Genomic DNA, 25,632 nt, shown 5'->3' with positions numbered 1-25,632 from the left:
CCTTCGGCTTAGGGCATGGATCGCGCGCGGCGCCTGCCCGGCGGCGCGCGCGTCAGGCTGCCGTCAGCCTTGTGGCAGGGGCCGCATCCAGGCCACCGCGGTAGAGGGCGGCGATCAGGTCGGCCTGGGAGATGATGCCGGAGAGGCGCTGCTCCCCATCCACCACCGCGATGTGGCGCAGCCCGGCATCGGCCATCAGCGGCACCAGCTCCGCGATATGGGTGCTCTCCGACACGGTGCGGATTCCGCCTGACATGATCTGGCCGACGACCTCCGGGCGATCGGCCTGGAGGATGCGCGCGCGGCGGATGAGGCGGTGGAAGCGCCCGCCCAGCCCGTCATGCCGGTCCAGCTCCGGGTTCTTCATGAAGTCGGCGTCCGAGACCATGCCGATCACGCGGCGGTCGGGGTCGGTCACCGGCAGGGCGCGGATGTCGTGCCGGCGCAGCAGGGCCCAGCCCTCCTGCAGCGGCGTTCCGAAGCGCACGGTGATGACATCGCGGGACATGATGTCGGCGCAGATGATGCGGCCGAAGCGGCGGCGATAGGCGTGCATTTCGGCGCCCTGGAGCAGTTCCTCCAGGTCGTCGCGGGCGATGTCGAGGAGTTGGTCGTGCTCGCGCAGCACGGCGTCCAGGTCCTCGGCGGCGATGCCGAGGCGCGCGGTGGGGCTGCGGTCGCCGGTGTGGTGCGGATTGGGCTGCGCCAGCGGCCGGGGATGCGGATAGGGGCGGCGCGTCGCGTTGTTGAAGGCGAGCGCGGCCAGCAGCAGCACCATCGAGTTCAGCCCCACGGGGGCGAGGGCGAAGTGGTAGCCGGCCGCGGTGACGGCCGGGCCGCCGAGGACGGCGGTGAGGGCGATGGCGCCGCCGGGCGGGTGGAGGCAGCGCAGGGCGAACATCGCGCCGATCGCCAGGGCTCCGGCCAGCGGGGCGGCCAGCAGCGGATCGGGGATCCATTGCGCGCAGGTCACGCCGACCAGGGCGGAGAGGGTGTTGCCGCCGATGATGGACCAGGGTTGGGCAAGGGGGCTGGCCGGCACGGCGAAGAGCAGGACGGCGGAGGCGCCGAGCGGTGCGATCAGCATCGGCAGGCTGGCTGACCCGCCGGCCATCCGGGAGCAGATCAGGGCGGTGAGCAGGAGACCGGCGAGGGCGCCGCAGCAGCCGCGCAGGCGCTCCGTGGCGCTGGCTCCCATGGGGGCGGGGAGGAAGCCGCGGAGCCAGGGCGGAACGCCGTCCAGTATTCTCGCCAGCTTCGGGCGCCCGCCCGGCGCGTCTGGGCGGTGGATCGGTGTTGCGCTCATCTCAGGCGGGCTTGACCGCTTCGGGAGTTACGGCGTCCGGCTGACCCAGGCGGACGGCCATGGCGGGCCTGTTCCGGCCGGCAAGGAGGTGGGCCAGGGTGCGCCCGTCCAGTACGGCCAGGAAGGCGGCCAGGGCTTCGCCGAGCAGGGATTGAAGGCCGCAGACATCGAGCAGGACGCAGCCGCCGCCCTCGCCCGGAGGCTGGAAGCAGGCGACGAGGGCCATATCCTCCTCGGTGAAGCGCATGACATCGCCGATGTTGATCTGCTCGGGCGGCCGGGCGAGGCGAAGTCCGCCGCCCTTGCCGCGCGTGGTCTCCAGGAACCCGCCGCGGCCGAGATTGTGCACGACCTTCACGAGGTGGTTCTCGGAGATGCGATGCGCCGCCGCGATCTCCCGGATGGAGGCGCGGCGGTCCGGGCGGAGGCCGAGATAGATCAGGGTGCGCAGGGCGTAGTCGGTGTGCAGTGTCAGGCGCATGATGAAGGTGTAGCGGCTTCACATCTTTTAACCAGGGCCGGACAAGGGGCACCAGCGATGCGCCCTTCGGATGCACCATGACCTGGCAGCTCAGCGACCAGACGAGTTCCATGTTGAAGGCGACGATCCCGGCGCTGCAGGCCCATGGGCTTGCCAGTCGACGTTCAGCAGGTCCACGCCCGGGGCGAGCTCAGCACGGCGATGCCGATTACAGAGCCTCGCCAGAAGAGTCTCGCCCATTCGCCCTGCTCCGCCGGGTAAGCCATGCCGGATCACCGACAGGGCTGAGACAGATCCGCCCCCATCACGATGCTCGCGCGGCACGCATGGGGGAGGCAGCGACGGCGAAGGCCTGCTCGATCAATGCGCGCTGGTCGGAATCGTGGTCGCCGTGGAAGCTGCCTGCCGGCGATGCTGATTCCGGGCGCCCGACATAGGCGACCGTCGGGGCGCGAACGCCGGCCTCGCGCAGCAACCGTTCCAGCCGCCGGTCCAGCCAGTTCCAGGCGCCCATGTTCTCCGGCTCTTCCTGCACCCATTGGAAGGTGGCGCCAGGCCATTGGCGGAACAGCGCCGAAAGACGCGCGGCCGGGAAGGGATAGAGCTGCTCGATCCGGATGATGGCGGTTCCGGCGGCACCGCTCCGCGCGCGTTCCTCCTCGAGATCATAGGCGATCTTGCCGGTGCAGAGGATGACATGATCGACCTTGCCCTCCGGCACGGAAGCGATCACCGGCTGGAAGCCTGTGCCCGGCAGGAAATCCGCGAGCTTCGATACCGCGGCTGGCAGGCGCAACAGCTTCTTCGGGCTCATCACGATCAGAGGCTTGCGGCGCGCGGCGAGAACCTGCCGGCGAAGCATGTGGAAGTAGTTGGCGGGCGTCGATGGGCTGACGACCCTCACATTGTCCTGCGCCGCCATCTGCAGATAGCGTTCGATGCGCGCGGAGGAATGCTCCGGTCCTTGCCCTTCCAGCCCGTGCGGCAACAGGACCGCGAGACCTGATGGCAGGCACCACTTCTCCTCGGCGGCCATGATGAACTGGTCGATCATGACCTGCGCTCCATTCGCGAAATCGCCGAACTGCGCTTCCCACAAGGTCAGCCCTTCCGGCCGGCCGAGGCTGTAGCCGTATTCGAAGCCCAGCACCCCATATTCGGAAAGCGGGCTGTTGAAGACGGAGAAGGCTGCACCGTTCTGCGCCATTCCGGCCAGTCCGACATGCTTCCGGCCGGTGAGCGTGTCGACGAGGCCGAAATGCCGATGGGAGAAGGCGCCGCGCACCACATCCTGGCCCGTGAGCCGGACCGGCGTTCCCTCGTTCAGCAGGCTGGCGAAGGCCAGCGCCTCCGCCGTCGGCCAGGCGACCAGCGCGTCATCGCCGATGGCACGCTGGCGCAGCACGCGCCCCATCCGGGCATGAAGGGCGAAGTCTTCAGGTGACTCCGCAAGCGATGCGGCGAAGCGGCGCAGCAGCGGCTCCTCGACACCGGTCGAGGGTTCATCCCCGGCCGTGCCGCCCGTGAAGGGCGCCCATTGCCCGGCGGGATAGCCGCTCTCGTTCACGCGGTATCCGGCGGCCTCCTCATAGGCGCGCTGCATCCGCTCGCGGCAGGCCAGGCGGAGTTCCTCGGCCTGCGCCTCTGCGCCGATGCGCGCGGCGAAGGCGGCGGCGACGGGAGGCTGGCGCCGGACGGCCTCGTAGAGCAGCGGCTGGGTGAAGGTCGGCTCGTCAATCTCGTTGTGGCCGTTGCGGCGGTAGCCTACCAGGTCGATGACGGCATCACGCGCCTGGCTCTGCCGGTAGTCGAAGGCGAGCTCGGCGGCGCGGCAGGCCGCCAGCGGATCCTCGGCATTCACATGCAGGATCGCGCTGTCGATCGCCTTCCATGCGCCGGTGCAATGGGTGGAGCTGCGCGACTCCTCCTCCTCGGTGGTGAAGCCGATGCGGTTGTTGAGGACGATATGCACCGTACCGCCCGTGCCGAAGCCGGCCGTGCGCCCAAGCTGCAGCATCTCGGCCACGATGCCCTGCCCGATCACGGCGGCATCCGTGTGCAGCAGGATCGGCAGCACGGCGCCCGCACCATGCCGGTCCTGCAGGGCACGGGCGCGGCCCAGCACAAGCGTGTTCACCGCCTCCAGATGCGAGGGGTTCGGCAGCAGCGTGACGTGGAGGTCGCGGCCATCCAGGGTGAGCGTCGTCTCCAGGCCGAGGTGATAGGGCACGTCGCCCGCCCGCGGCGGATCGGCCGCAAAGGGGTGGGCGCCCTTGATCTCGGCCAGCATGCGGGCGAGCGGCTTGCCCAGCACATTGGCTAGCAGGCTCAGCCGGCCACGATGCATGGTGCCGATGACGACGTGGCTGACGCCCTTCGCGGCCGCATGCTCCAGCAGCCGCTGAAGCATGGGAACGAAGGCTTCGATTCCCTCGGCGCCGAAGCGCTTCTTCGTGGGGAACTTCACGGAGAGGAAGCGCTCGAACTCATCCGCCTCGATCAGCCCGGCCAGGATGCGGGATTGCCGTGCGGGTGGCACGGCGCCGTCATGCGCCATCCTCTCGAAGGCCGCTCGCAGCCAGTTGCGGGCCGCCGGATCGTCGATATGGGCCGTCTCGACCGTCAGGGTGCCGGCATACAGCCGGGCCAGCTCCTCCACCGGAGGCGTGCGCTCCGCCAGCTCCGCCGCGAAGCGCTGGGGTTCCGGCGCGCCACGCTCCGGCGACAGCGGGTCGAGCCGCGCAAGGCGATGGCCGCGGGCGCGGATGGCTTCGGACAGGGCAGCATCGGATGGGGCGGCATCGGACAGGGCGGCATCGGATGGACCGCTCCGCGGCATGCCGCTGCCCGTCGCCTCTTCGATGTCGTCCAGGACCTGGAGCAGCACATGCCAGCTTGGGTCCACGGAGGCCGGATCGGCGCGAAAACGGGCCTGCAGATCCTCGATCGCATTCGCTCCCATTCCCAGAAGCGGAGACGAGGTTACCGACATTGCTTGGTCTCCTGCGGAGCCAACATCACGGCCCCTCCCTTTTCATATCCTTGCCCGCTCGCGCCCAGGCCTAGGCCGGCACGGCGAGATCGCATCCCTGCCTGGCCGTGCAGGCCATTTCATCCGGCACGGAGGCGGGGACATCAGTATCGATGCCCTGGGCCGCTTCGAACAGGGCGTTCGTGACAGCCACTGCATCCTTTGCGCCGGAATGCCGGACGCAATCCTCGAACTTCGCCCGCAGCACCGCCTTGGAAAGCCAGCGGGAGGGCTTTCCGAGGGCGAGCGGCACGAATGTCTCCACGCGCCGCCCATCCTTCAACCGAATCTCCAGATGCGTGGCGTATTCGGGATCGTGGCGCATGCGGTCATCGGCCTCCACGCGCACGCGGCCGGTCAGCTCCGCGATGCGCGGATCGGCGCCGCATTCATCGGTGAAGCTGGACAGATCGACCCGGCCGCGCACCAGGGCCGATGCGACGCAATGATGAAGGCTGAACTTGCCCTGCAACCCGGTTTCCGGCCGCTTGTAGATCAGCGGTTTGAAGGCGTACTCCGAAACGCCCATCCGGACATCCTCGACCATGCGCCAACCCTCGGGGCCGATCTGCTCATGGGCCAGCAGCGCGGCTTCCGTGCCGGGATGGGTTGCACCGCAGGCCGGGTAGGGCTTCAGCTGAAGGCCGAATTCCGAGAGGATCTCCAGCTCCTCTCCCCATCGGAGCAGGGGTGCGGCCTGCACAGTGCCACCGGCGTTGAAGGCCGCGATATGGCCGGCGGGATGCTCGATGGCCGTCGGGTTCGCCGTCCATCCGGCCCGCGCGAGCAGCGCCGCGGCGACGCCGTTGCGCGCCGCGAAGCCCGCATGCAGCGGCTTCGTCATCGTGCCGAAATTCGCGCGGACGCCACATGCGGAGCTGGCCCCGATCGCCAGCGCCATCGCTGTTGCTTCCTCACTCAATCCCAGCACGCGGCAGGCCGCTGCCGTGACCGCCAGGCTGCCGAAGGTGCTCGTTGCGTGCCAGCCGCGCGAGTAGTGATCCATGTTGAGCGCGGCGCCGAGTTTGCCGATCACCTCCAGCCCGACGATGTATCCGGTGACGAGGTCCCGCCCCCGCACCAGGGTGGTGCCGGCGAGCGCCAGCATGGCCGGCAGCACCACGGCGGCGACATGCGCGTAGCCGGGGTGGTTGGTGTCGTCGTAATCCAGCGCATGCACCAGGGTGCCGTTGAACAGCGCGACCTCTGAGGGCGTGGCGCGGCGGCCGAGCCCCACGAGCCCCGCCTCGCCCGCCGGCATGGCCCGCACGATGCTGAGCAGCGGCTGGACAAGCGACTCCGCCGCGCCCGCAATCATGCAGCCGATCCCGTCCGTGATGGCATCCACGGCCATCGCGCGTGCGCGGCCGGGGAAGCTTGCTGCGCCTGCGCCGGCAACGAAGCGCGCGAGCGAGGCGGTGACGTGACCTGCAGGACTCATCATCGGCTCAGCGCTGCTTGCGCATGAGGGTGGTGATCTCGACCTGTTCCTCCACCTCGCGCAGCATCTGCTGCTGGAAGGCTTCGCCATCCAGGAAGGTCGGAGGCTCGCCCTCGGCGCGGGTGGAATGGAGGATGAACTCGGGATCGGCGACGATGCGGCGCGAAAGATCGGTCAGCATGTCCCGGACTGGTTTCGGCGTTCCCTTCGGGGCGAGGATTCCGCGCCAGTTGTAGAAGGTGAAGTCAACGCCCGTTTCCTTGACCGTGGGGATGGAGGGCTCTTCCTTGGACCGCTCCGACGAGGTGATGGCCAGACCACGGACCGCGCCTTGCCGGATGCTGGGCAGTCCGGAGCCGGTCGTCGGCAAGGCCAGATCCACATGGCGCCCGAGCACCGTCGTGAGCGCCTCGGCGCTGCCGTTGAACGGGATGTGCAGCATCTCGATGCCGACACGGCGGGAGAAGAGCGCGAGCGTCACATGGGTCGAGCTTCCGGCACCGGCCGATCCGTAGGTGAGGCTCCGCTTCTTCGCCTCGCCGACCAGCTCCTGCATGGAGCCGATGGAAGATCGGCTATCCACCACGAAGATGAAGGACGGTGCGCCGACGATGGCGATCGGGTCGAAGCTGTCCGGGCGGTATCCGACGTCGTTGAGCATGGGCGTCGTCACATTGGAGCCCATTGTGCCGAAGAGCAGGTTGTATCCGTCGGGCGCCGCCTGGGCGACCTGCCGCGTGCCGCGCGCGCCGCCGGCGCCGGGCAGGGGCACCACCTGCATGGACACACCGAGACGCCCGGCCGCGGCCGGCGCCCTGGGCGAGCGCCGCACAGATCGGCTCCTGCGCCTGAAACGGGCCAATCGCGTTCTCCAACCGCTATCCGGTGTGCGGGCAAGCCTTGATTCCGCCTGACGGACCGAGTTCCGGTACGCCATGCATGGGGTCGCTGGTCGTCAATCATCGGTCCCCCTCCTTCAGCACGGCGAGCGCTGGGCCTGTTCCAGCGACAGCGGCAGGTAGTCCGCGATGCGCTTGTCATGCGCCACCAGCGGGCGGCAGGCTTCGGGTGCATGTGGGCCAGGGCGGCTTCGGCGGTCGCCTTGATTGTCGGGCTTGTCCGATCCTTGATCGCAAGCGCGGCAAGCGTCTGCGGCGAAGGGGTGATCAGGAGGCGGCGCCCCCGGGGGCGAGGACCTAACTCGCGGCCGGCGCCGCATCTTCGAGCGTCGCCCAGACCGGATCCTTCAGCTTCGCGACGAAGGCCGCATGGCGCTCCAGATCCTCGGGCGTGGGGATGATGGGGCGCGGCGTGCGGGCGATGGGGCCGGCCTCGGTGGCGAGGCTGTTGCGGTTGCCGCCGATGGTGGTGGCCAGGGCGAGGCCAGGCTGCTTGCCGCCCATCAGCTCCAGATAGACCTGACCGAGGAGCTGCACGTCCAGCAGGGCGTTGTGGGTGGTGCGGGCCGAGAGGTCGATGTTGAAGCGGCGGCAGAGCGCATCGAGCGAGTTGGGCAGGCCGGGGAAGCGCTTCTTGGCCATGGCCAGCGTGTCGACCATTCGCGTGCGGGCAATGCGCGGGGCGCCGCAGCGGTCGAACTCGTGGTCGAGGAAGTTGAAGTCGAAGGGCGCGTTATGGGCGATGACGGGATCGTCGCCCAGGAACTCCAGCAGCTCGGGCAGGATGGCGGCGAAGAGCGGCTTGTCGGCCAGCATGGAGGCGGTGAAGCCGTGCACCTTGCTGGCCTCGGGCGGGACGTCGCGCTCGGGGTTGATGAGGCGGTGGAAGAACTTGCCGGTGGGCATGAGGTTCACGACCTCGATTGCCGCGACTTCGAGGACACGGTCGCCGGTGGCGGGGTCGAGGCCGGTGGTTTCGGTGTCGAGGATCAGGGCGCGGGACATGCGCGCAGGATAGGGGAGTTGGGGCGGTGGCCCCAGAGGCTTTGCCCCAGGAGACTTTGCCCCAGGGGGCTTTGCCCCAGGGAGGCATCGCCCCCTGGCGCCAGCCGCGGCCGGCTGGTCAGGGGAGGAGCAGCTTCGTGGCCAGCCCGACCAGGGCGGTGATGCCGAGCGTGCGCAGCAGCCCCAGCCGCAGCCAGAACAGGCAGGCGGTGGCCAGGACACCGAGTGCCAGGGCGAGCGGGTCCAGCGTGCCGGGGACCGGCACGTCCAGAGTCACCGGGCCGAACTCCACACGGCGAATTTCGGCGAAGAGCACGCGCAGCCCGAACCAGAGCGCCAAGTTGGCGATCACGCCCACCACCGCAGCCGTGACGGCCGCCAGCGCCCCGGTGAGCTTCCGGTTGTCGTGCAGCCGTTCGACATAGGGCGCGCCCAGGAAGATGAAGGCGAAGCAGGGCGCGAAGGTCACCCAGATCGTCAGCAGCGATGCCAGCAGCCCGGCGGCGAGGCCGCCCTGGCCATAGCCGGCCAGGAAGCCGACGAATTGCAGCACGAGAATGAGCGGGCCGGGCGTGGTCTCGGCGAGGCCGAGGCCGACCAGCATCTGATGCGCGGTGAGCCAGCCATAGTTCTCGACCGCCTCCTGCGCGACATAGGCGAGCACGGCATAGGCGCCGCCGAAGGTCACCACCGCCATCTTCGAGAAGAACGAGGCGACGTCGGCGTAGATGCCGCGCTCGACCAACATGAGCGCGGCGACCGGCAGCAGCCAGAGCGCGATGGCGCCCCAGCCCGCCCACCACGCCTTCGCGGCCAGCCGGGCAGGGCGGCCAGGATCGGCCGCCAGCACGGCATCCAGCGCGGCAGGCGGACCATCGGAGGCCTGGCCATGGCCGCTGCCGCGGAAGGCGCCCGGTGCGACATAGCCGAGCAGCGCGGCGACGAGGACCACGATCGGGAAGGGGACGCCGAAGGCAAAGAGCACCAGGAAGGCGGCCGTGGCCAGGGCCCAGGCCGGCTTTGTCTTCAGGGCGCGGCGCGAGACCCGCAGCAGGGCCTCGACCACAAGGACGAGCACCGCGCATTTAAGGCCGAAGAACAGGGCGGCGATGGCCGGCACCTCGCCGAGCGTGGCGTAGAGCACGGAGAGGACGAGCATCAGCGCCATGCCCGGCAGCACGAAGAGCGCACCGGCGGCGATGCCGCCGCGCACGCCGTGCAGCAGCCATCCGAGATAGGTGGCGAGCTGCTGCGCCTCGGGGCCGGGGAGGAGGTTGCAGAAGCTGAGCGCGTGGAGGAAGCGCGCGTCGGAGATCCAGCGCCGCTCGTCCACCACCTCCCGGTGCAGCAGCGCGATCTGGCCCGCCGGGCCGCCGAAGGAGAGCAGGCCGATCCGCAGCCAGACGCGGAGGGCCTCGGCGAAGCTTGGGAGCCCAGCTTCGGCGGCGGCGCGCCCGGGGGTGGATTTCTCGTCGATGGTGATGCCGCTCATGCCACGATTCCCGTCCGGGCGCCCGGCTGGGGCGCCGGCCAGTTATGCGTCTCCGCGACGGCGTCGCGGCTCCAGCGGAAGAATGCGTCGTACAACCCCATCGCAGCGTCAAGCTGGGCCAGGTCCTCGCGATGCATGCGCGACAGGCCGAGAGAGGCGGCGAGCAGGCCAGCGGATTGCGGGGTGAGGCCGGGCCGGTCGGTATCGGCGCCGCGCACGATCATGGCCAAGCGGGAGAGCGCCTCGGAGCGCAGGCCGAATTCCGTGACCATGGTGTCGAAGGTGCATTCCTCGCCACGGTGGCTCCAGAACACGTCTTCAATGTCGAAGGGCGTCGCGCCGAAGCGCTCCGCGACGGCCTGCACCTCGGAGAGGGCGACGAAGAGGAAGACGGCTTGAGCGTCCACGAAGCGCCGGATGAGCCAGGGACAGGCGATGCGATCGATCTTCGGGCGCGAGCGCGTGACCCAGACGGTGCGGCCCTGGGCATCGCGTGCGGGAATGTGATCGGGCCGCAGCAGCAGTTGGCCGCCCCCAGCCCAGGCCTCGAAGCCGCCCTCCAGCACCTCCGCCCGCGCACCGTTGCAGCGCAGCCAGGCGGCGACGCCCTGGCTGAGCTTGAGGCCGCGCTGGCAGAGGACGACGGCGGAACGGCCGGCCAACCCGGCCGACCAGCCGTCCACGCCACGGTGATCGCGGCGGATGGAGGCGGGCAGGAGCCGGGGATCGGCCGCGTGGTCCTCCTCCGTGCGGACATCGATGAGGAGCGGCGCATCCGGGAGGCCGATGAGCCGGGACAATTGGGCAACGGTGATGGTGTCTGGGGCAGGCATGGGAGCGTCCTCTCCATGGCAGGAGTTCCGGACGCGATGCTTCGGCCGAGGCCTCACGGGGCGATCGCGAGCATCCCCTTGCCCCGAAGTGACGGCCGCCGGGGCACCGCTGTCAAGGCGCTGGATCAGGGAGCGGGATCAAAGGCGGGGCCGGGGGCAGAGCCTCCGCAGCCACCACTCGCCGCACGGCCCGCTGCGCATGGTTCCGCGACAGCCCGGTATGGATCAGGTGATCCGCCCGACTGCGCCGTAGCGCGTCCGGCACCTGCCGGGCGAGGATGGCCTTCAGCCGCTCCTCCGTCATGCCCTTGCGGCGGAGGACGCGGGCCCGCTGGATGGCCGAGGGGGCGGTGACGACGATGACCGCATCGGCCCGGCCTTCGCCGCCGGTCTCGAAAAGCAGGGGGATGTCCAGCACCACCAGCCGGGCACCACGGCGGCGGGCCTGGGCGAGGAAGCGGCGTTCCTCCTGGCGGACGAGGGGATGGACGATGGCCTCCAGCCGCTTCAGGGCGGCGTCATTGCCGAGGACGGCGCGGCGCAGGGCCTCGCGGTCCACCCTGGGGCCGCGGGGGGTGGGGCTGGTGGTGCCGGGAAAGGCGGCCTCAATGGCTCGGACCGCGGTGCCGCCGGGACCCTGCAGGCGATGAACGGCGGCATCGGCGTCGAAGACCGGGATGCCGAGGCGGCGGAAGGTGTCGGCGGCGGTGGACTTGCCCATGCCGATGCCGCCGGTGAGCGCCCAGACCTTCATGCGGCATGCTTCGGGATGTCGGAGGCGACGAAGGCGCGAAGTTCTGGCGTGACCTCCGGCATCTCGCCGAACCAGGCCTCGAAGCCGCGGCGGCCTTGGTGGAGCAGCATGCCAAGGCCGTCCACCGCCGGGAGGCCACGGGCGCGGGCGGCGGCGAGGAGCGGGGTTTCGAGCGGGACGTAGACGATGTCCGCCACCACGGCCCCCGGCGGCAGGGGAGCGAGGTCGATGGCGAGAGGAGGCTGGCCCTGCATGCCCTGGCTGGTGGTGTTTACCAGCAGGGCCGCGCCTTCAAGCGGCGGGCTGGCCGCGACCTCCACCGGGGCGCCATGGGCGGCAAGATCCCGCGCAAGGGCTTCGGCGCGGGCGGGGTTGCGGTTGACCAGTGTGAGGCGGGGGCAGCCGGCGGCGAGTAGGGCATGGGCCACCGCACGGGCGCCGCCGCCGGCGCCGAGCAGGACGGCGGGCCCCTGTTTCACGTGAAAAAGGGGCGCCTGTTCGCGCAGGCTTTCGAGGAATCCCCAGCCATCGGTGTTCCATCCCTCGATCCGGCCGTCGCGGAAGACGAGGGTGTTCACGGCGCCGATACGGCGGGCTTCGTCTTCCACCCAGTCGCAGACGGCCAGCGCTGCCTCCTTGTGGGGGATGGTGACGTTGGCGCCGCGGAAGCCAAGGGCCGCGACGGAGCGGATGGCCTGGGCGAAGTCCGCAGGCTGCACCGGGAGGGGGACAAAGGCACCGTCGATGCCGTGGCGGGCGAGCCAGAAGCCGTGCAGCCGGGGGGAGCGGGAATGGGCGACGGGCCAGCCGAGGACCCCGGCCAAGCGGGTCTTTCCGGTGAGGGTATGAGGCGCCTGCATGCGGGACGCATAGCGTAAGCCGGTTCCGGAGGGCAGGGAGGGTCCGGCCCCAGGCGCCGAGACTCAGGTGCTGAGACTCAGGCGCTGAGACTCAGGCGCTGAGACTTAGGCGGCCGGGAGGCCCAGCTCCTCGCGCCGGGTTGGCGCGGCGCGGAAGCTGGCGGCATCCCGCATCGGCGGGGCGCCGAAGAGGCGGGCATATTCGCGGCTGAACTGGGACGGGCTGCCATAGCCGACGCTGTGGCCGGCGCTGGCGGCGTCCATGCCCTGGTTGAGGATCAGGCGGCGGGCCTCCTGCAGGCTCAGGCGCTTGCCGTATTGCAACGGGCTCATGCCGGTGACCGCCTTGAAGTGCTGGTGCAGGGCGGAGGGGCTCATGCCGGCGGCGGAGGCGATCTTGGCCACCGCGAAGGGCTCGGCATGGTCCTGCCGGATGCGGTGGATGGCGCGCATGACGCGGCGCAGCTGGCTGTCGGGGAAGGCGATCTGGCGGAGGCGGGCGAGCTGCTCACCACCGAGGGCGCGATAGAGGAGCTCGCGCTCGGCGAGCGGGGCGAGGATGGCGGCGTCGCGCGGGGTGGCGAGCAGGCGGAGGAGGCGGGTGGCGGCGTCGGTGATCTCCGGCGTCATCTGGCTGAGGGAGATGGCGGGGCCGGGTGCCACGCCCGGCGCGGCTGGCGGATCGGACAAGCCGGCCTCAAGAATGAGGGCGCCCAGCGTGGTGGGGTCGAGAGACAGGCAGAGGCAGAGATAGGGGCGCTCGGGGCTCGCCTCGATCACCTGGCCGATGACGGGAAGGTCGACCGAGGCGGCGAGGTAATTGTTGCGGTCATAGGTATAGACGCCCTGCCCCATGATCACCTGCTTGCGCCCCTGCGCGACAAAGCAGAGCGCGGATTCATACAGGGTATGGACCGGCTCCGAGGGCTGCGAGGCGCGGATGAGGGTGACGCGCGGGATGGAGCTGGGGTGGATGCCGTCCTCCGTTGCGAAGCGCGCGATCAGGGCGGTGAACTCATCTTCGCGATCCATGCTGCGCCTTTCTTCCGGTGCGGGTCCTGTGCGGGCTTCGGTTGTGACGCCGGCAGGCGGGAAGTTCATCCCGTCCCGGGCCTGCTGACAGGGGTTCTGGAGGATCATGCAAGGATGCCGGAGGGCTGGTCTACCGTTCGCGCGGCTCCTGCGCCGACCTTGCGCTCCGGCGGCCTGGGATGTCCGGGCCTTGGATGCAGGAGTGTTCCATGTCCGGTGTGGAATCGAAGGTCGTGGCGATCACGGGCGCGAGCAGCGGGATCGGCGAGGCGACTGCGCGGCTGCTGGCGGCGCGGGGCGCGAAGGTGGTGATCGGCGCGCGGCGGGCGGAGCGGCTGGGGAGGCTGGCGGCGGAGATCAACCAGGCCGGCGGCGTGGCGCGGTTCCGCGCGGTGGACGTGACGCGGCGCGAGGATGTCGAGGCGTTCATCGGCTTCGCCCGCAAGGAATTCGGCCGGGTGGATGTGGTGGTGAACAATGCCGGCGTGATGCCGCTTTCGCCACTGGATGCGCTGAAGGTGGATGAGTGGGACCGGGTGATCGACGTGAACATCCGGGGCGTGCTGCATGACATCGCCGCCGGGCTGCCGGTGATGAAGGCGCAGGGCTTCGGGCAGTTCGTGAATGTTTCCTCGATCGGCGGACATGCCGTGAGCCCGACGGCCGCCGTGTATTGCGCGACCAAATTCGCCGTGGCGGCGATCTCGGAGGGGCTGCGACAGGAGAACGATCGCATCCGGGTGACGGTGACCTCGCCGGGGGTGACGGAATCCGAGCTGGCGGATTCGATCTCGGACGACACCGCGCGGGAGGAGATGCGCGGGTTCCGCCGCATCGCCATCGCGCCCGAGGCCATCGCCCGCGCCATCGCCTATGCCGTGGAGCAGCCCGATGACGTGGACGTCAGCGAGGTGATCGTCCGTCCCACCGCCAGCCCGTACTGATCCGAGGAAATAGGTGCCGGGGCCGGGAAGATCTCCTTCCCCCCGGCCCTTCTCTTTTCTCCGTCACCGGGGGCATTGCTGACGACACGCGGGGCGCCGGGCAACGCCGCCCTGCCCTTCCCTCTGGCGCGGCGAGGCGAGGAATGCGACCAAACATCCCGACGCGAGTGAGGGATGACAGCCATGGCAAAGACCCTGCGGGTGGCGGTGCAGATGGACCCGATGGAAAGCATCGGGATCGAGGGGGACAGCACCTTCGCGATGATGCTGGAGGCGCAGGCCCGGGGCCATGCGCTGTGGCACTACCATGTGCGCGACCTGGCGCTGCATGGGGGCCGGGTGACGGCCTGGGCGCATCCGGTGGAGGTGCGGCGGGAGAAGGGGAACCACTTCACCTTCGGGGCCGAGGCGGAGCTGGACCTGGGGCAGGACGTGGATGTCGTGCTGATGCGGCAGGATCCGCCCTTCGACATGGCCTATATCACGGCCACCCACATCCTGGAGCACATCCACCCGAAGACGCTGGTGGTGAACGATCCGGCGCATGTGCGGAACGCACCGGAGAAGCTGTTCGTCACCCATTTCCCGGAGCTGATGCCCGAGACGCTGGTGACCGCCGACCGGCGGCGGATCGCGCGCTTCCGCGAGACGCATGGCGATATCATCGTCAAGCCGCTGTTCGGGAATGGCGGCGCGGGGGTGTTCCACCTGCGGCCGGATGACTCCAACCTGAACTCGCTGATCGAGATGTTCACCGAGCGCTCGCGCGAGCCGCTGGTGATCCAGAAATACGTCCCCGCCGTGCGGCAGGGCGACAAGCGCATCATCCTCGTGGACGGCGAGGCGATGGGCGCGATCAACCGCGTGCCTGCGGAAGGCGAGGCACGGTCGAACATGCATGTCGGCGGGAAGGCGGTGCAGACCACGCTGACCGAGCGCGAGCGCGAAATCTGCGCGGCGATCGGGCCGGAGCTGAAGAAGCGCGGAATGATCTTCGTGGGGATCGACGTGATCGGCGGGTATCTCACCGAGATCAACGTGACCTCGCCCACGGGCCTCCAGGAGGTGGCGCGCTTCGATGGGGTGCATCTGGAGCGCGCGATCTGGGACGCGATTGAGGCGAAGCGGTAAAAGTAAGGCCGGGGGAAGGAATTCCCCCGGACCCCCATCTTTTTCTTCGGGACTGCCGTGGATGTCCCGGCCGGAAGGCGGCACGGGCTGCCATGTCAGTCGCCGAGGGGCTTGGCCCCTCGGCGCACCGTGACAGGCGGAAGGTCCAGAAAACTCAGTTTCCTGGCGATAGGGGGTCCGGGGGAGAGCAGCGCTTTCCCCGGGGCAGCCCTACCGGCCCAAGCCTTCCCAGAATTCCTTCACCCGCGAGAAGAAGCCCTCGCTTTCCGGGCTGGTGCGGCTGTTCTCTTCCGCCTCGGCCTCGAACTGCTCCAGCAGCTCGCGCTGCCTCGCGGTGAGGTTCTGCGGGGTTTCCACCGAGACCTGCACATACATGTCCCCGCGCGCGGTGCTGCGGAGGACGGAGAAGCCCTTGCCGCGCAGGCGGAACTGGTCGCCTGCCTGCGTGCCCGAGGGGATGGACACGCGGGCGCGGCCGCCATCGATGCTCGGCACCTCCACCGTGCCGCCCAGGGCGGCCTGCGTCATGCGCAGGGGCACGCGGATGAAGATGTTGTTGCCCTCCCGCTGGAAGATCGGGTGGGGGCGGATGCCGATATCGACATAGAGGTCGCCCGGGGGGGCGCCGCGCAGCCCGGCCTCGCCTTCGCCACTCAGGCGGATGCGGGTGCCTTCCTCGACGCCCGCCGGGATGGTGACGTTGAGGTTGCGGTCCTTCTGCACGCGGCCGGCGCCATGGCAAACCTTGCAGGGGTTCTTGATGATGCGGCCGCTGCCGCCACAGGTGGGGCAGGCGCGCTCCACCAGGAAGAAGCCCGATTGCGCACGCACCTTGCCGGCGCCCTTGCAGGTGCCGCAGGTCTCGCTCTGCGCCTTGCCGCCTTCCGCGCCGCTGCCGGAGCAGTTGTCGCAGGAGACGGAGCTGGGGACGCGGATCGTGGTCTTGGTGCCGGCGAAGGCTTCCTCGAGACTGATCGTCACCTCGGTGCGGAGGTCGGAGCCGCGGCCGCTGTTCTGGCTGCCCCGGCCACGCGCGCCGAGATTGCCGAACATCTGCTCGAAGATGTCCTCGAAGCCGCCGCCGCCAGCGAACCCACCGCCAAAGGGATTGCCGCCACCACCGCCGCCATTCTCGAAGGCAGCATGGCCATAGCGGTCATAGGCCGCACGCTTCTCGGCATCCTTCAGGACGTCGTAGGCCTCGTTGCATTCCTTGAACTTGGCCTCGGCGGCCTTGTCGCCTGGGTTGCGGTCCGGGTGGTGCTGCATCGCGAGCTTGCGGAACGCCTTCTTCAGCGTGTCCTCATTCGCGTCGCGGGCGACGCCCAGCACCTCGTAGTAATCACGCTTGGCCATTGTGGTTCCCATGCGGGGCGCATCCTTGCCCTGTAGGGTTGCATTCCAGGGAGAAGCCGCAAAGAGGAAGCGCCCGGCCCGCTTGCCGCGATGCCGGGCGCCTCATTCTCTCTACCGCAAGGGCGATCAGCCCTGCTTCTTCTTCGAGGGGTCGACATCCTCGAATTCGGCGTCGACCACCTTCCCGTTCGGATTGGCGTTGCTCGGACCGCTGGCACCGGCCTCAGCCTCGGGCTGGGGCTGGGCGGCCTCGGACTGGGCCTTGTAGAGGGCCTCGCCAATCTTCATGGATGCAGCCGAGAGACGCTCGCCGGCGACCTTCATCGCCTCCAGGTCCTGGCCTTCCAGCGCCGAGCGGGCGGTGGAAAGGGCGGCCTCGACCTCGCCCTTGTCGGCATCGGCGAGCTTGTCGCCGTTGTCCTTCAGGGCCTTGTCGGTCGAGTGCACCAGGGCCTCGAGGTTGTTGCGGGCCTCGACGCTGGCGCGGCGCTGCTTGTCGGCCTCGGCATTCGCCTCGGCGTCCTTCACCATCCGCTCGATATCGGCGTCCGACAGGCCGGAGCGAGCCTGGATCTTGATCTGCTGCTCCTTGCCGGTCGCCTTGTCCTTCGCCTGGACGCTGACGATGCCGTTCGCGTCGATGTCGAAGGTCACCTCGATCTGCGGCACGCCGCGCGGCGCGGGTGGGATGCCCTGCAGGTCGAAGTTGCCGAGCAGCTTGTTGTCGACCGCCATCTCGCGCTCGCCCTGGAAGACCTTGATCGTCACCGCGGTCTGGTTGTCATCAGCCGTGGAGAAGGTCTGGGACTTCTTGGTCGGGATGGTGGTGTTGCGGTCGATCAGGCGCGTGAACACGCCGCCCAGCGTCTCGATGCCCAGCGAAAGCGGGGTCACGTCGAGCAGCAGGACGTCCTTCACCTCGCCCTTGAGCACGGCACCCTGGATGGCGGCGCCGATGGCGACGACCTCGTCCGGGTTGACGTTGCGGGCGGGCTCCTTGCCGAAAAAGGTCTTAACCGCCTCGATGACCTTGGGCATGCGGGTCATGCCGCCGACCAGGATCACCTCGTCGATCTCACCAGCCGTCAGCCCGGCATCCTTCAGCGCGTTCTTGCAGGGCTCGAGCGTGCGCTGGATCAGGTCATCGACCAGGGCTTCCAGCTTCGCGCGGGTAAGCTGCAGCACGAGGTGCTTCGGGCCGGACGCGTCGGCGGTGATGAAGGGAAGGTTGATCTCGGTCTGCTTCGAGGAAGACAGCTCGATCTTCGCCTTCTCGGCGGCCTCCTTCAGGCGCTGCAGGGCGAGCTTGTCACCGCGCAGGTCGATCCCGTTCTCGCGCCGGAACTCGTCCGCGAGATAGTCGATCACCCGCTGGTCGAAGTCCTCGCCGCCGAGGAAGGTGTCGCCATTGGTGGACTTCACCTCGAACACGCCGTCGCCGATCTCGAGGATCGAGACGTCGAAGGTGCCGCCGCCGAGGTCATAGACCGCGATGGTGCCGTGGTGCTTCTTGTCCAGGCCATAGGCCAGCGCGGCCGCGGTCGGCTCGTTGATGATGCGCAGCACCTCGAGGCCCGCGATCTTGCCGGCCTCCTTGGTGGCCTGGCGCTGGGCATCGTTGAAGTAGGCAGGGACGGTGATGACGGCCTGCGTCACCTTCTCGCCGAGATAGGCCTCGGCCGTCTCCTTCATCTTGCCGAGCACATAGGCGCTGATCTGCTGCGCAGCCTGCTTCTGGCCGCCAGCCTCGACCCAGGCATCGCCGTTATCCGCCTTGATGATCTTGTACGGGACGAGCGAGACGTCCTTCTGCACCGTCGGATCTTCGAAGCGACGGCCGATCAGGCGCTTGACGGCATAGAGCGTGTCGGTCGGGTTGGTGACGGCCTGGCGCTTGGCGGACTGGCCGACGAGGCGCTCGCCATTCTTGGCGAAGGCGACCATGGAGGGGGTGGTACGCGCGCCCTCCGCGTTCTCGATGACCTTGGTTTCGCCGCCTTCCATGATGGCGACGCAGGAATTGGTGGTGCCGAGGTCGATACCGATGACCTTGCTCATCCGTTACTCTCCTTTGCGGCGGCCGGGGCACGGCCCGTGTTGCGGCACCGTGCATGGCCCCAAATGTTCATTCGGATGGGGATTGGGGAGACGGGATGCCCCGTCGGCCCTCGATGTATTCAGGCATGGGCGGCGCGACAAGACCCTGCTGCGCCCTGAACGCTGATTCAGGCAGGCCTTGTCAGGCCGGCTTGCCGGCAACAACCACCATGGCGGGCTTCAGAAGGCGGCCATTCAGCGTCCAGGCCGGGGTCCAGGCGTTGATGACGGTGCCCGGCTCCACGCCCTCCGGTGCGGGCTGCTCGGCCATGGCCTGGTGCAGCTCGGGGTCGAAGGGCTTGCCGGTGGGGTTCTCGGCCTTCACGCCATGGCGCTCCAGCATGGCGATGAAGGCGCGTTCCACCCCCTCGAAGCCACCGCGCAGCTTGGCGATGGGGTCATCGTCGCCCTCGGACGTGGCGGGAAGGGCATCCAGGCCGCGGCGAAGGTTTTCGGCGGCGTCGGCGACGTCACGGGCGAACTTCGTCACGGCGTAGTTGCGGGCGTCATCCAGTTCGCGCTTGTGCCGGTTGCGGAGGTTCTGCATCTCGGCCTCGGCGCGCAGCCACTTGTCGCGCATCTCCGCCAGCGCGGCGGCAAGGTCCAGGGCCTCGCCTGGAGGAGCACCGGCCGTGGCATCCTGGGGGGTGCCGGGCAGGGGCTGGCCGTCGGCCTCGTAGGGCTTCGATTCGTTCGGGGTATCGCTCATCGTTTCGGGTCTGGTCTTTCCTGGCCCGGGAGGACGGGCCTTGAAGAAGGAGGGAGTTTTCAGGGCGCTTCACCTAGTGGGCGGGAGGCGGCGGAACAAGTTCGCCAGGGATCGCGACCGCCGTCCACGCCCGTTGGACCCCGTTTTACCGAACCGGCGCATGGCTACCACCCGGCCCAGCATGTTGCACCGCAGCATGTTTGGGATAGCATTGATCGGCCCAATATTTTAGCGGTGCCTCCATGACAAACCGGCCTGCGGCGCCCTGCGTCATCCCTACCCCGGTCGCCATCCCGCTGCCGCGGCGGGCCCAGGCGCGATGAGCGGGGGCGCGCGATGAGCGGGGAGGCGCTCCGGCCGCAAGTGCCGCTCTGGCTTCTGGCGCTCATCACCTTCAGCGGCACGCTGGGCATGTACATCTTCGTCCCGGCCCTGCCCCAGGCGGCGGAGGATCTGGGCGCCGCCCCGGCCGCGATGCAGATGACGATCAGCCTCTACATTCTGGGGCTGGCGGTGGGGCAGCCGGTCTATGGGCCGCTGGCCGACCGCTTTGGGCGGCGGCCGGTGCTGATGGGGGGGCTCTGCCTCTACACCCTGGCCGGGCTGGCGGCCTGGCTGGCGCCGAATGCCGAGACGCTGGTCGCAGCCCGGCTGTTCCAGGCGCTGGGGGGCTGCGCCGGGCTGGTGCTCGGCCGGGCCATCGTGCGCGACACGGCGGGCCCCCAGGAGGCGGCGCAGCGGCTGGCGTTGCTGAACCTGATGGTGATGGTGGGGCCTGGGCTGGCGCCGCTGATCGGCGGGGCGGTGGTCTCGACCGGGGGCTGGCGCATCGTGCTGGTGCTGCTGTGCCTGCTCGGGGTGGTGAACCTGTTCTGCACCTGGCGGCTGCTGCCGGAGACGGGGCAGGTGACCGGGACCTCATCGGCGACGCTGCTGCGGGACTACCTGCGGCTGCTGAGTTCGCCGGTCTTCCTCGGCTATGCCATCTGCGGGGGCTGCGTGACGACGGCGGCCTATGCCTTCTTCAGCTCCGCCCCCTTCATCTTCCGGGAACTGGGACGGCCGGTCCATGAGGTGGGGATCTACCTGACCGTGCTGGTGGTCGGGATCTCCTTCGGCAACTGGCTTGCTAGCCGCCTGATCGCGCGTTCCGTGCTGGATCGGGTGCTGGGCCGGGCGAGCCTGATGGGGGCGGCGGCGGCCTTCCTGCTGCTCGCGGTGGTGCTCCTGGGGCAGCTGACGGTGGCCTGGGCAGTAGGCTGCATGTTCGTCTTCACCATCGGGGTCGGGATCGCGGGGCCGGCTGCGCTGGCGCAGGGGCTCAGCGTTAATCCGCGGGTCAGCGGCTCGGCCTCGGGGCTCTACGGCTTCACGCAGATGACCGTGGGGGCGATCTGCTCCGCCCTGCCGGGGCTGGGCTCGGATCCGGCGCTCTCAGCTGCGGTGGTGCTGGCGGGGGCGGCGGTGGTGGGGCAGCTGGCCTTCGCCATGGCGTTGCGCGGCAAGCGGCGCGCACCGGCGGCGGAATGAGCGGGCACCAGGCCGGAACGGATGGCGCTGGGGGGCGGGCCGGCACTGGTCCTGCTGCCCGGCTTCATGGCGGATGCCTCGCTCTGGGACGACATGCGGGAGGCGCTGGAAGGCTTCGGGCCGGTGCTGCATGGCGAGCTGGGGCAGGATGACTCCATCGTGGGGATGGCGCAGCGCGTGCTGGCCTCCACCCCCTGTCCCTCCTTCGTGCTGATCGGCTTCTCCATGGGCGGCTATGTCGCGCGGGAGGTCGCGCGGATGGCACCGGAGCGCGTGGCGGCGCTGGTCCTGGTCGCCACCTCGGCACGCGGTGACACGCCGGAGCAGGAGCGGCGGAAGCAGGCGGGGGCGGGGGGTGCGGCCACGCTCGCCTTCCGGGGGCTGAGCCGGGCAGCGATCGCGTCCTCCCTGCATCCGGACCGGGCCGGGGACGAGGCGATGATCGCCCGCGTCCGGTCCATGGGGGAGCGGCTCGGCCGTGACGTCTTCCTGCGGCAGTCGATGCTCGCGAGGATCGGGGATGCAGACCGGCTGGGAGAGATCCGCTGCCCGACGCTGGTGGTGGCGGCGGCGCAGGACCGGCTGCGGAGCCTGGAGGAAGCGGCGGAGCTCCGGGACGGCATCCCGGGGGCAGAGATGCGGATCGTGGACCCTTCCGGGCACATGGTGCCGCTGGAGAACCCGCGGATGCTTGCTGCGACCGTGCTCTCCTGGCTTCGGACGCTGCCAAGCCTGGGCGGGCCGGAGGCGGTGCGTTCGACGGCGGGGGGTTGACCCCGGGCAGGAGGATGGCATCTGCCGCAACCATGGACACGCCATCGCACGAGACGCCGAACCCTGACCGGCCCGCGACCGATCAACAGGCCAGGCGGCGTCTGGCCGTGGTCCTGTTCAACCTGGGCGGGCCGGATGCGCCGGAGGCGGTGCGCCCGTTCCTGGTGAACCTGTTCACCGATCCGGCGATCCTGCGCTTCCCGGCCTTCATCCGGCAGCCCCTCGGGCGGCTGATCGCGGCTCGGCGGACCAAGGCGGCTTCGGAAAATTACGCGATCCTCGGCGGCAAGTCCCCGCTGCGGGAGCTGACCGAGGAGCAGGGGCGGGCGCTGGAGGCGGCGCTCGCGGAGGAAGGGGTGGAGGCGCGCTGCTTCGTGGCGATGCGCTACTGGCATCCCTTCACCGAGGCCGCTCTGCGGGATGTGATGGCCTGGGGGCCGGATGAGGTGGTGCTGATGCCGCTCTATCCGCAGTTCAGCACGACGACGACCGGAAGCAGCCTGGGCGTGTGGCATGCGGCGGCGGCGAAGGCGGGCTTCTCCGTGCCGACCTCCACCCTGTGCTGCTGGCATTCGGATGCGGGATTCGCCGAGGCGACGGCCGCCATCGTCCGGCGCGCCTGGGCCGAGGCGCGGGCGGCGGTGTCGGAGGGGACAAAGCTCCGGCTGCTGTTCAGCGCCCATGGCCTGCCCGAGAAGATCGTGAAGTCCGGCGATCCCTATCAGTGGCAGGTGGAGCGGAGTGTCGCCGCCGTGGTGGAGGCGCTGGCGATGCCCGGCCTGGACCATGCCCTGTGCTACCAGTCCCGCGTGACGCCGCAGAAGTGGTTGGGACCGAGCGCGGAGGAAGAGGTGGCGCGGGCCGGGACCGAGGGGGTTGCGCTGCTCGTCTGCCCCATAGCCTTCGTCTCGGAGCATTCGGAGACGCTGGTGGAGCTGGACGTGGAATACCGGGAGCTGGCGCATGCCAAAGGCGTGCCGGGCTATTTCCGGGTACCGGCGCAGAACAGCGACCCGGCCTTCATCCGGGCGCTGGCGGCGCTGGTGCAGGGGGTCCGCGTTGAGACCCGCGGCTCCCGCGATGCCTCGGGAGGGAAGCTCTGCTCCTTCGCGGGCGGGCGGCAATGCCCCAAGGCGCATTCCGGCTGCCCCCATACGGCCGCGCAGCCGCTGCGGGTGGCGGCGTAATGCGGGGCGTACTGCGCCCGGCGGCGGTGCTCTTCGATTGTGATGGGGTGCTGGCCGATAGCGAGGCGGTGGCGAATGGCGCCATCGCGGATGATCTGACGGAGCGGGGCTGGGCCATGTCCATGGAGGCGGCCAAGGCCATCTTCATGGGCATGGCGCTGCCGGACATGATCCCGGTCATCGAGCGGCATCTCGGGCGGCCGCTGCCGGCGGACTGGCCGCGGCAGATCGTGGCGCGGATCGTCGCGCGCTACCATGCGGGAGCGCTGGACCCGATCCCGGGCGCGCGGGACACGGTGGAGGCGGTGGCGGCGGCGGGCATCCCGATGGCCGTGGCATCCAATTCCGGGCGGGATGAGCTTCGCACCAAGGCAGGCATCCTGCCCTTCTTCCGGCATTTCGGCGGACGGCTGCTGTGCTTCGAGGATGTTGAGCGGCCGAAGCCACATCCGGACCTCTACATCGCTGCGGCCCGGCTCTGCGGGGCGGACCCGCGGGACTGCGTGGTGGTGGAGGACAGCGTGACGGGCGCCAGGGCCGGGGTGGCGGCGGGGTGCCGGGTGCTGGGCTTCGCCCATGAGACGCCGGCGCTGGACCTGCTGGAGGCGGGTGTGGCGGAGGTCTTCGCCGATCATTCGGCACTGCCGGGGCTGCTGGGGATCGCGTCGGCCGGGGTGGCGGCATGACCATCCCCTGGCTGCTGAACCTCTATCCCTGGACCAAGGCCTTCCACCTGATCGCGGTCTTCGCCTGGATGGCGGGGATGTTCTACCTGCCGCGGCTCTTCGTCTACCACTCGACGGTGCCGGCCGGCAGCGAGTCCTCTGAGATGTTCAAGGTGATGGAGCGGCGGCTGCTGCGGGCCATCATCAACCCGGCCATGGGGGCGGCCTGGCTGCTCGGCATTACGCTGGTGCTGACGCCGGGGGTCGTCGACTGGGGCGCGGGCTGGTGGCACGGGAAGATGGCGGGCTTCCTCGGGATGAGCGCCTTCCATGGGCATCTCTCGGCGGCGCGGAAGCGCTTCGAGGCGGATGAGCGGCCGAAGACCGAACGCTACTGGCGGATCGCCAATGAGGTGCCGACGCTTCTGCTCGTGCTGATCGTGGTGATGGTGATCGTTCGGCCGTTCTGACGGTGATTCCAAGGGGCTTTGCCCCTCCACCCTGGCGGGGCCGGGTGATGCCCCCAAACCCCGCGATTCGTCGGGCGCCTTGAATTCGCGGGAATTTTTCCTACTTAGGCCTTGACGTGCGGCGGATCACCCTTTTAGGGTTCCTGCCGGTGCAGGGCCGCGGGTTTCCGTTGGCCGCCACCGCCCCGTGCATCTTCCATCGGAATCCCGCCGCCCGGCGGAGGCGCTGGCCAAGCCCAGCCCTATCCAGGTTCCGTGCACCCTTCCCCTTCGGCCCCGCCGATCGAGACCACCGAATGCACCTCTCAGAACTCAAGGTTAAGACCCCCGGCGACCTGCTCGCCTTTGCGGAGGAGGTCGGCGTCGAGAACGCGTCCTCACTCCGTAAGCAGGACATGTTGTTCGCCATCCTCAAGCAGCTCGCCGAGAACGACCAGGCGATCTACGGGGAGGGGACGCTCGAGATCCTGTCGGATGGCTTCGGTTATCTGCGGAACCCGCAATCCAACTTCCTGCCGGGTCCGGACGACATCTATGTCTCCCCGGCGCAGGTGCGGCGCTTCGCGCTGCGCACCGGCGACACGGTGGAAGGCCAGATCCGCGCGCCTAAGGATGGCGAGCGCTACTTCGCCCTGCTGAAGGTCAACACGGTGAACTTCGAGCCGCCCGAGGCGGTGCGCCACCGGGTGAACTTCGACAACCTCACCCCGCTCTATCCCACGCGCCGCCTGCGCATGGAGAATGCGGAGGTCGAGAGCATCGGCAAGGGGCCGACGAAGGACAACACGCATCGGGTGATCGACCTGATCGCGCCGATCGGCATGGGGCAGCGCGCGCTCATCGTGGCGCCGCCGCGCACCGGCAAGACGGTGATGCTGCAGAACATCGCCCGCTCGATCTCCGCCAACCATCCCGATGTCTTCCTCATCGTGCTGCTCATCGACGAGCGTCCGGAAGAAGTGACCGACATGGCGCGCACGGTGCGCGGCGAAGTGGTGGCCTCCACCTTCGACGAGCCGGCGACGCGCCACGTTCAGGTGACCGAGATGGTGCTGGAAAAGGCCAAGCGCCTGGTCGAGCACAAGCGCGACGTGGTGGTGCTGCTCGATTCGATCACGCGCCTCGGCCGCGCCTACAACTCCGTCGTGCCGTCTTCGGGCAAGGTGTTGACGGGCGGCGTGGACGCCAATGCACTGCAGCGGCCGAAGCGCTTCTTCGGTGCTGCGCGCAACATCGAGGAAGGTGGCTCCCTCACCATCATCGCCACCGCGCTGATCGACACAGGCAGCCGCATGGACGAGGTGATCTTCGAAGAGTTCAAGGGCACCGGTAACTCCGAAATCATCCTGGACCGCAAGCTCTCGGACAAGCGCGTCTTCCCGGCGATCGACATCACCAAGTCCGGCACGCGCAAGGAAGAGGTGCTGGTGGATCGCGCGGAGCTGTCGAAGATGTGGGTGCTACGGCGGATCCTAAGCCCGATGGGCACGCAGGATTCGATGGAGTTCCTGCTCGACAAGCTGAAGTACAGCAAGACGAACCAGGACTTCTTCGACGCGATGAACACCTGAAGCCGTGCGGGGTGTGGGGATGGCTTGCCATCCTTGCACCCGGCGGTGGCGCCCCAGGTGAGGG

At 69.3% G+C, this 25,632-nt stretch carries 22 protein-coding genes; 8 read left to right on the top strand and 14 right to left on the bottom strand.

What is annotated here, in order from left to right:
• Positions 1 to 52: 52 nt before the first annotated feature.
• From GSE44_RS06110 to GSE44_RS06060, 11 genes are all read right to left on the bottom strand, one after another.
• On the bottom strand, positions 53 to 1,306 hold the full coding sequence (locus GSE44_RS06110; protein WP_201305951.1) for an HPP family protein: 1,254 nt from the start codon (positions 1,304 to 1,306) through the stop codon (positions 53 to 55).
• Position 1,307: 1 nt separating this feature from the next.
• Positions 1,308 to 1,787, bottom strand: a complete 480-nt coding sequence (locus GSE44_RS06105; protein WP_159347904.1) for an RrF2 family transcriptional regulator — start codon at positions 1,785 to 1,787, stop codon at positions 1,308 to 1,310.
• A 304-nt stretch (positions 1,788 to 2,091) separates the two neighbouring features.
• Positions 2,092 to 4,779: a 2-oxoglutarate dehydrogenase E1 component gene (locus GSE44_RS06100; RefSeq protein ID WP_159347903.1), complete on the bottom strand. Its 2,688-nt coding sequence runs from the start codon at positions 4,777 to 4,779 to the stop codon at positions 2,092 to 2,094.
• Positions 4,780 to 4,849: 70 nt separating this feature from the next.
• The gene (locus GSE44_RS06095) at positions 4,850 to 6,262 is read right to left on the bottom strand and encodes an MmgE/PrpD family protein (protein ID WP_159347902.1); all 1,413 of its coding nucleotides are present in this window, start codon (positions 6,260 to 6,262) and stop codon (positions 4,850 to 4,852) included.
• A 4-nt stretch (positions 6,263 to 6,266) separates the two neighbouring features.
• A complete protein-coding gene (locus GSE44_RS06090; RefSeq protein ID WP_159347901.1) occupies positions 6,267 to 7,091 on the bottom strand; it encodes a tripartite tricarboxylate transporter substrate binding protein in 825 nt (274 codons plus the stop codon).
• Positions 7,092 to 7,455: 364 nt separating this feature from the next.
• Complete coding sequence (gene dnaQ, locus GSE44_RS06085) at positions 7,456 to 8,163, bottom strand: DNA polymerase III subunit epsilon (protein ID WP_159347900.1); 708 nt, start codon at positions 8,161 to 8,163, stop codon at positions 7,456 to 7,458.
• Between the two features lie 118 nt (positions 8,164 to 8,281).
• Positions 8,282 to 9,655 (bottom strand): chromate efflux transporter, encoded by a 1,374-nt coding sequence (gene chrA / locus GSE44_RS06080; RefSeq protein WP_159347899.1) that lies wholly within the window; start codon positions 9,653 to 9,655, stop codon positions 8,282 to 8,284.
• Positions 9,652 to 10,488, bottom strand: a complete 837-nt coding sequence (locus GSE44_RS06075) for a chromate resistance protein ChrB domain-containing protein (RefSeq protein ID WP_159347898.1) — start codon at positions 10,486 to 10,488, stop codon at positions 9,652 to 9,654. Before GSE44_RS06075 ends, chrA begins: the two co-directional genes overlap by 4 nt.
• A gap of 112 nt (positions 10,489 to 10,600) precedes the next feature.
• Positions 10,601 to 11,242: a dephospho-CoA kinase gene (gene coaE / locus GSE44_RS06070; RefSeq protein WP_159347897.1), complete on the bottom strand. Its 642-nt coding sequence runs from the start codon at positions 11,240 to 11,242 to the stop codon at positions 10,601 to 10,603.
• Positions 11,239 to 12,102 (bottom strand): shikimate dehydrogenase, encoded by an 864-nt coding sequence (locus tag GSE44_RS06065; protein WP_159347896.1) that lies wholly within the window; start codon positions 12,100 to 12,102, stop codon positions 11,239 to 11,241. The genes coaE and GSE44_RS06065 overlap by 4 nt, the downstream gene beginning before the upstream one ends.
• Positions 12,103 to 12,207: 105 nt before the next feature.
• Positions 12,208 to 13,134, bottom strand: a complete 927-nt coding sequence (locus GSE44_RS06060) for an AraC family transcriptional regulator (RefSeq protein ID WP_159347895.1) — start codon at positions 13,132 to 13,134, stop codon at positions 12,208 to 12,210.
• Positions 13,135 to 13,343: 209 nt separating this feature from the next.
• Here GSE44_RS06060 and GSE44_RS06055 point away from each other — a divergent pair, with 209 nt between their 5' ends.
• Together GSE44_RS06055 and gshB are read left to right on the top strand one after the other, a co-directional pair.
• Positions 13,344 to 14,078, top strand: a complete 735-nt coding sequence (locus GSE44_RS06055; RefSeq protein WP_159347894.1) for an SDR family oxidoreductase — start codon at positions 13,344 to 13,346, stop codon at positions 14,076 to 14,078.
• 183 nt (positions 14,079 to 14,261) lie between these two features.
• A complete protein-coding gene (gshB, locus tag GSE44_RS06050; protein ID WP_159347893.1) occupies positions 14,262 to 15,209 on the top strand; it encodes a glutathione synthase in 948 nt (315 codons plus the stop codon).
• Positions 15,210 to 15,419: 210 nt separating this feature from the next.
• On the opposite strand, the gene dnaJ is transcribed toward gshB, so the two are convergent.
• The 3 genes from dnaJ to GSE44_RS06035 all read right to left on the bottom strand — a co-directional run bounded on the left by dnaJ (position 15,420) and on the right by GSE44_RS06035 (position 19,371).
• Positions 15,420 to 16,565: a molecular chaperone DnaJ gene (gene dnaJ / locus GSE44_RS06045; protein WP_159347948.1), complete on the bottom strand. Its 1,146-nt coding sequence runs from the start codon at positions 16,563 to 16,565 to the stop codon at positions 15,420 to 15,422.
• A 126-nt stretch (positions 16,566 to 16,691) separates the two neighbouring features.
• Complete coding sequence (gene dnaK, locus GSE44_RS06040) at positions 16,692 to 18,623, bottom strand: molecular chaperone DnaK (RefSeq protein WP_159347892.1); 1,932 nt, start codon at positions 18,621 to 18,623, stop codon at positions 16,692 to 16,694.
• A gap of 181 nt (positions 18,624 to 18,804) precedes the next feature.
• Entirely contained in the window at positions 18,805 to 19,371 is a 567-nt protein-coding gene (locus GSE44_RS06035; RefSeq protein ID WP_159347891.1) for a nucleotide exchange factor GrpE, read from the bottom strand.
• 336 nt (positions 19,372 to 19,707) lie between these two features.
• On the opposite strand from GSE44_RS06035, the gene GSE44_RS06030 reads away from it, so the two are divergent.
• The 6 genes from GSE44_RS06030 (at position 19,708) to rho (ending at position 25,568) form a co-directional block, all read left to right on the top strand.
• Positions 19,708 to 20,901 carry a multidrug effflux MFS transporter gene (locus tag GSE44_RS06030; RefSeq protein ID WP_159347890.1) on the top strand — a complete coding sequence of 398 codons (1,194 nt, stop codon included), beginning with the start codon at positions 19,708 to 19,710 and terminating at the stop codon, positions 20,899 to 20,901.
• Between the two features lie 21 nt (positions 20,902 to 20,922).
• On the top strand, positions 20,923 to 21,675 hold the full coding sequence (locus GSE44_RS06025) for an alpha/beta fold hydrolase (protein ID WP_159347889.1): 753 nt from the start codon (positions 20,923 to 20,925) through the stop codon (positions 21,673 to 21,675).
• Between the two features lie 32 nt (positions 21,676 to 21,707).
• Positions 21,708 to 22,862 (top strand): ferrochelatase, encoded by a 1,155-nt coding sequence (gene hemH, locus GSE44_RS06020; RefSeq protein WP_235924586.1) that lies wholly within the window; start codon positions 21,708 to 21,710, stop codon positions 22,860 to 22,862.
• The gene (locus tag GSE44_RS06015) at positions 22,862 to 23,548 is read left to right on the top strand and encodes an HAD family hydrolase (RefSeq protein WP_159347887.1); all 687 of its coding nucleotides are present in this window, start codon (positions 22,862 to 22,864) and stop codon (positions 23,546 to 23,548) included. Before hemH ends, GSE44_RS06015 begins: the two co-directional genes overlap by 1 nt.
• Complete coding sequence (hemJ, locus tag GSE44_RS06010) at positions 23,545 to 23,997, top strand: protoporphyrinogen oxidase HemJ (protein ID WP_159347886.1); 453 nt, start codon at positions 23,545 to 23,547, stop codon at positions 23,995 to 23,997. Before GSE44_RS06015 ends, hemJ begins: the two co-directional genes overlap by 4 nt.
• Positions 23,998 to 24,293: 296 nt before the next feature.
• Positions 24,294 to 25,568 carry a transcription termination factor Rho gene (gene rho / locus GSE44_RS06005; RefSeq protein WP_159347885.1) on the top strand — a complete coding sequence of 425 codons (1,275 nt, stop codon included), beginning with the start codon at positions 24,294 to 24,296 and terminating at the stop codon, positions 25,566 to 25,568.
• The last annotated feature ends 64 nt before the right edge of the window (positions 25,569 to 25,632 follow it).

The sequence above is a fragment of the Muricoccus harenae genome (genome assembly GCF_009848505.1).
Classification (GTDB): domain Bacteria; phylum Pseudomonadota; class Alphaproteobacteria; order Acetobacterales; family Acetobacteraceae; genus Roseomonas; species Roseomonas harenae.
This window is presented reverse-complemented; position numbering and strand designations above follow the sequence as displayed.

Coding starts and splice junctions, on each gene's coding strand:
- GSE44_RS06095 (WP_159347902.1), bottom strand. CDS start 6,262: ATGATGAGTCCTGCAGGTCACGTCACCGCCTCGCTCGCGCGCTTCGTT.
- dnaK (WP_159347892.1), bottom strand. CDS start 18,623: ATGAGCAAGGTCATCGGTATCGACCTCGGCACCACCAATTCCTGCGTC.
- GSE44_RS06015 (WP_159347887.1), top strand. CDS start 22,862: ATGCGGGGCGTACTGCGCCCGGCGGCGGTGCTCTTCGATTGTGATGGG.
- dnaQ (WP_159347900.1), bottom strand. CDS start 8,163: ATGTCCCGCGCCCTGATCCTCGACACCGAAACCACCGGCCTCGACCCC.
- GSE44_RS06110 (WP_201305951.1), bottom strand. CDS start 1,306: ATGAGCGCAACACCGATCCACCGCCCAGACGCGCCGGGCGGGCGCCCG.
- gshB (WP_159347893.1), top strand. CDS start 14,262: ATGGCAAAGACCCTGCGGGTGGCGGTGCAGATGGACCCGATGGAAAGC.
- GSE44_RS06030 (WP_159347890.1), top strand. CDS start 19,708: ATGAGCGGGGAGGCGCTCCGGCCGCAAGTGCCGCTCTGGCTTCTGGCG.
- rho (WP_159347885.1), top strand. CDS start 24,294: ATGCACCTCTCAGAACTCAAGGTTAAGACCCCCGGCGACCTGCTCGCC.
- coaE (WP_159347897.1), bottom strand. CDS start 11,242: ATGAAGGTCTGGGCGCTCACCGGCGGCATCGGCATGGGCAAGTCCACC.
- hemH (WP_235924586.1), top strand. CDS start 21,708: ATGGACACGCCATCGCACGAGACGCCGAACCCTGACCGGCCCGCGACC.
- GSE44_RS06105 (WP_159347904.1), bottom strand. CDS start 1,787: ATGCGCCTGACACTGCACACCGACTACGCCCTGCGCACCCTGATCTAT.
- hemJ (WP_159347886.1), top strand. CDS start 23,545: ATGACCATCCCCTGGCTGCTGAACCTCTATCCCTGGACCAAGGCCTTC.
- GSE44_RS06065 (WP_159347896.1), bottom strand. CDS start 12,102: ATGCAGGCGCCTCATACCCTCACCGGAAAGACCCGCTTGGCCGGGGTC.
- GSE44_RS06060 (WP_159347895.1), bottom strand. CDS start 13,134: ATGGATCGCGAAGATGAGTTCACCGCCCTGATCGCGCGCTTCGCAACG.
- GSE44_RS06025 (WP_159347889.1), top strand. CDS start 20,923: ATGGCGCTGGGGGGCGGGCCGGCACTGGTCCTGCTGCCCGGCTTCATG.
- GSE44_RS06075 (WP_159347898.1), bottom strand. CDS start 10,488: ATGCCTGCCCCAGACACCATCACCGTTGCCCAATTGTCCCGGCTCATC.
- GSE44_RS06055 (WP_159347894.1), top strand. CDS start 13,344: ATGTCCGGTGTGGAATCGAAGGTCGTGGCGATCACGGGCGCGAGCAGC.
- GSE44_RS06100 (WP_159347903.1), bottom strand. CDS start 4,779: ATGTCGGTAACCTCGTCTCCGCTTCTGGGAATGGGAGCGAATGCGATC.
- dnaJ (WP_159347948.1), bottom strand. CDS start 16,565: ATGGCCAAGCGTGATTACTACGAGGTGCTGGGCGTCGCCCGCGACGCG.
- GSE44_RS06035 (WP_159347891.1), bottom strand. CDS start 19,371: ATGAGCGATACCCCGAACGAATCGAAGCCCTACGAGGCCGACGGCCAG.
- chrA (WP_159347899.1), bottom strand. CDS start 9,655: ATGAGCGGCATCACCATCGACGAGAAATCCACCCCCGGGCGCGCCGCC.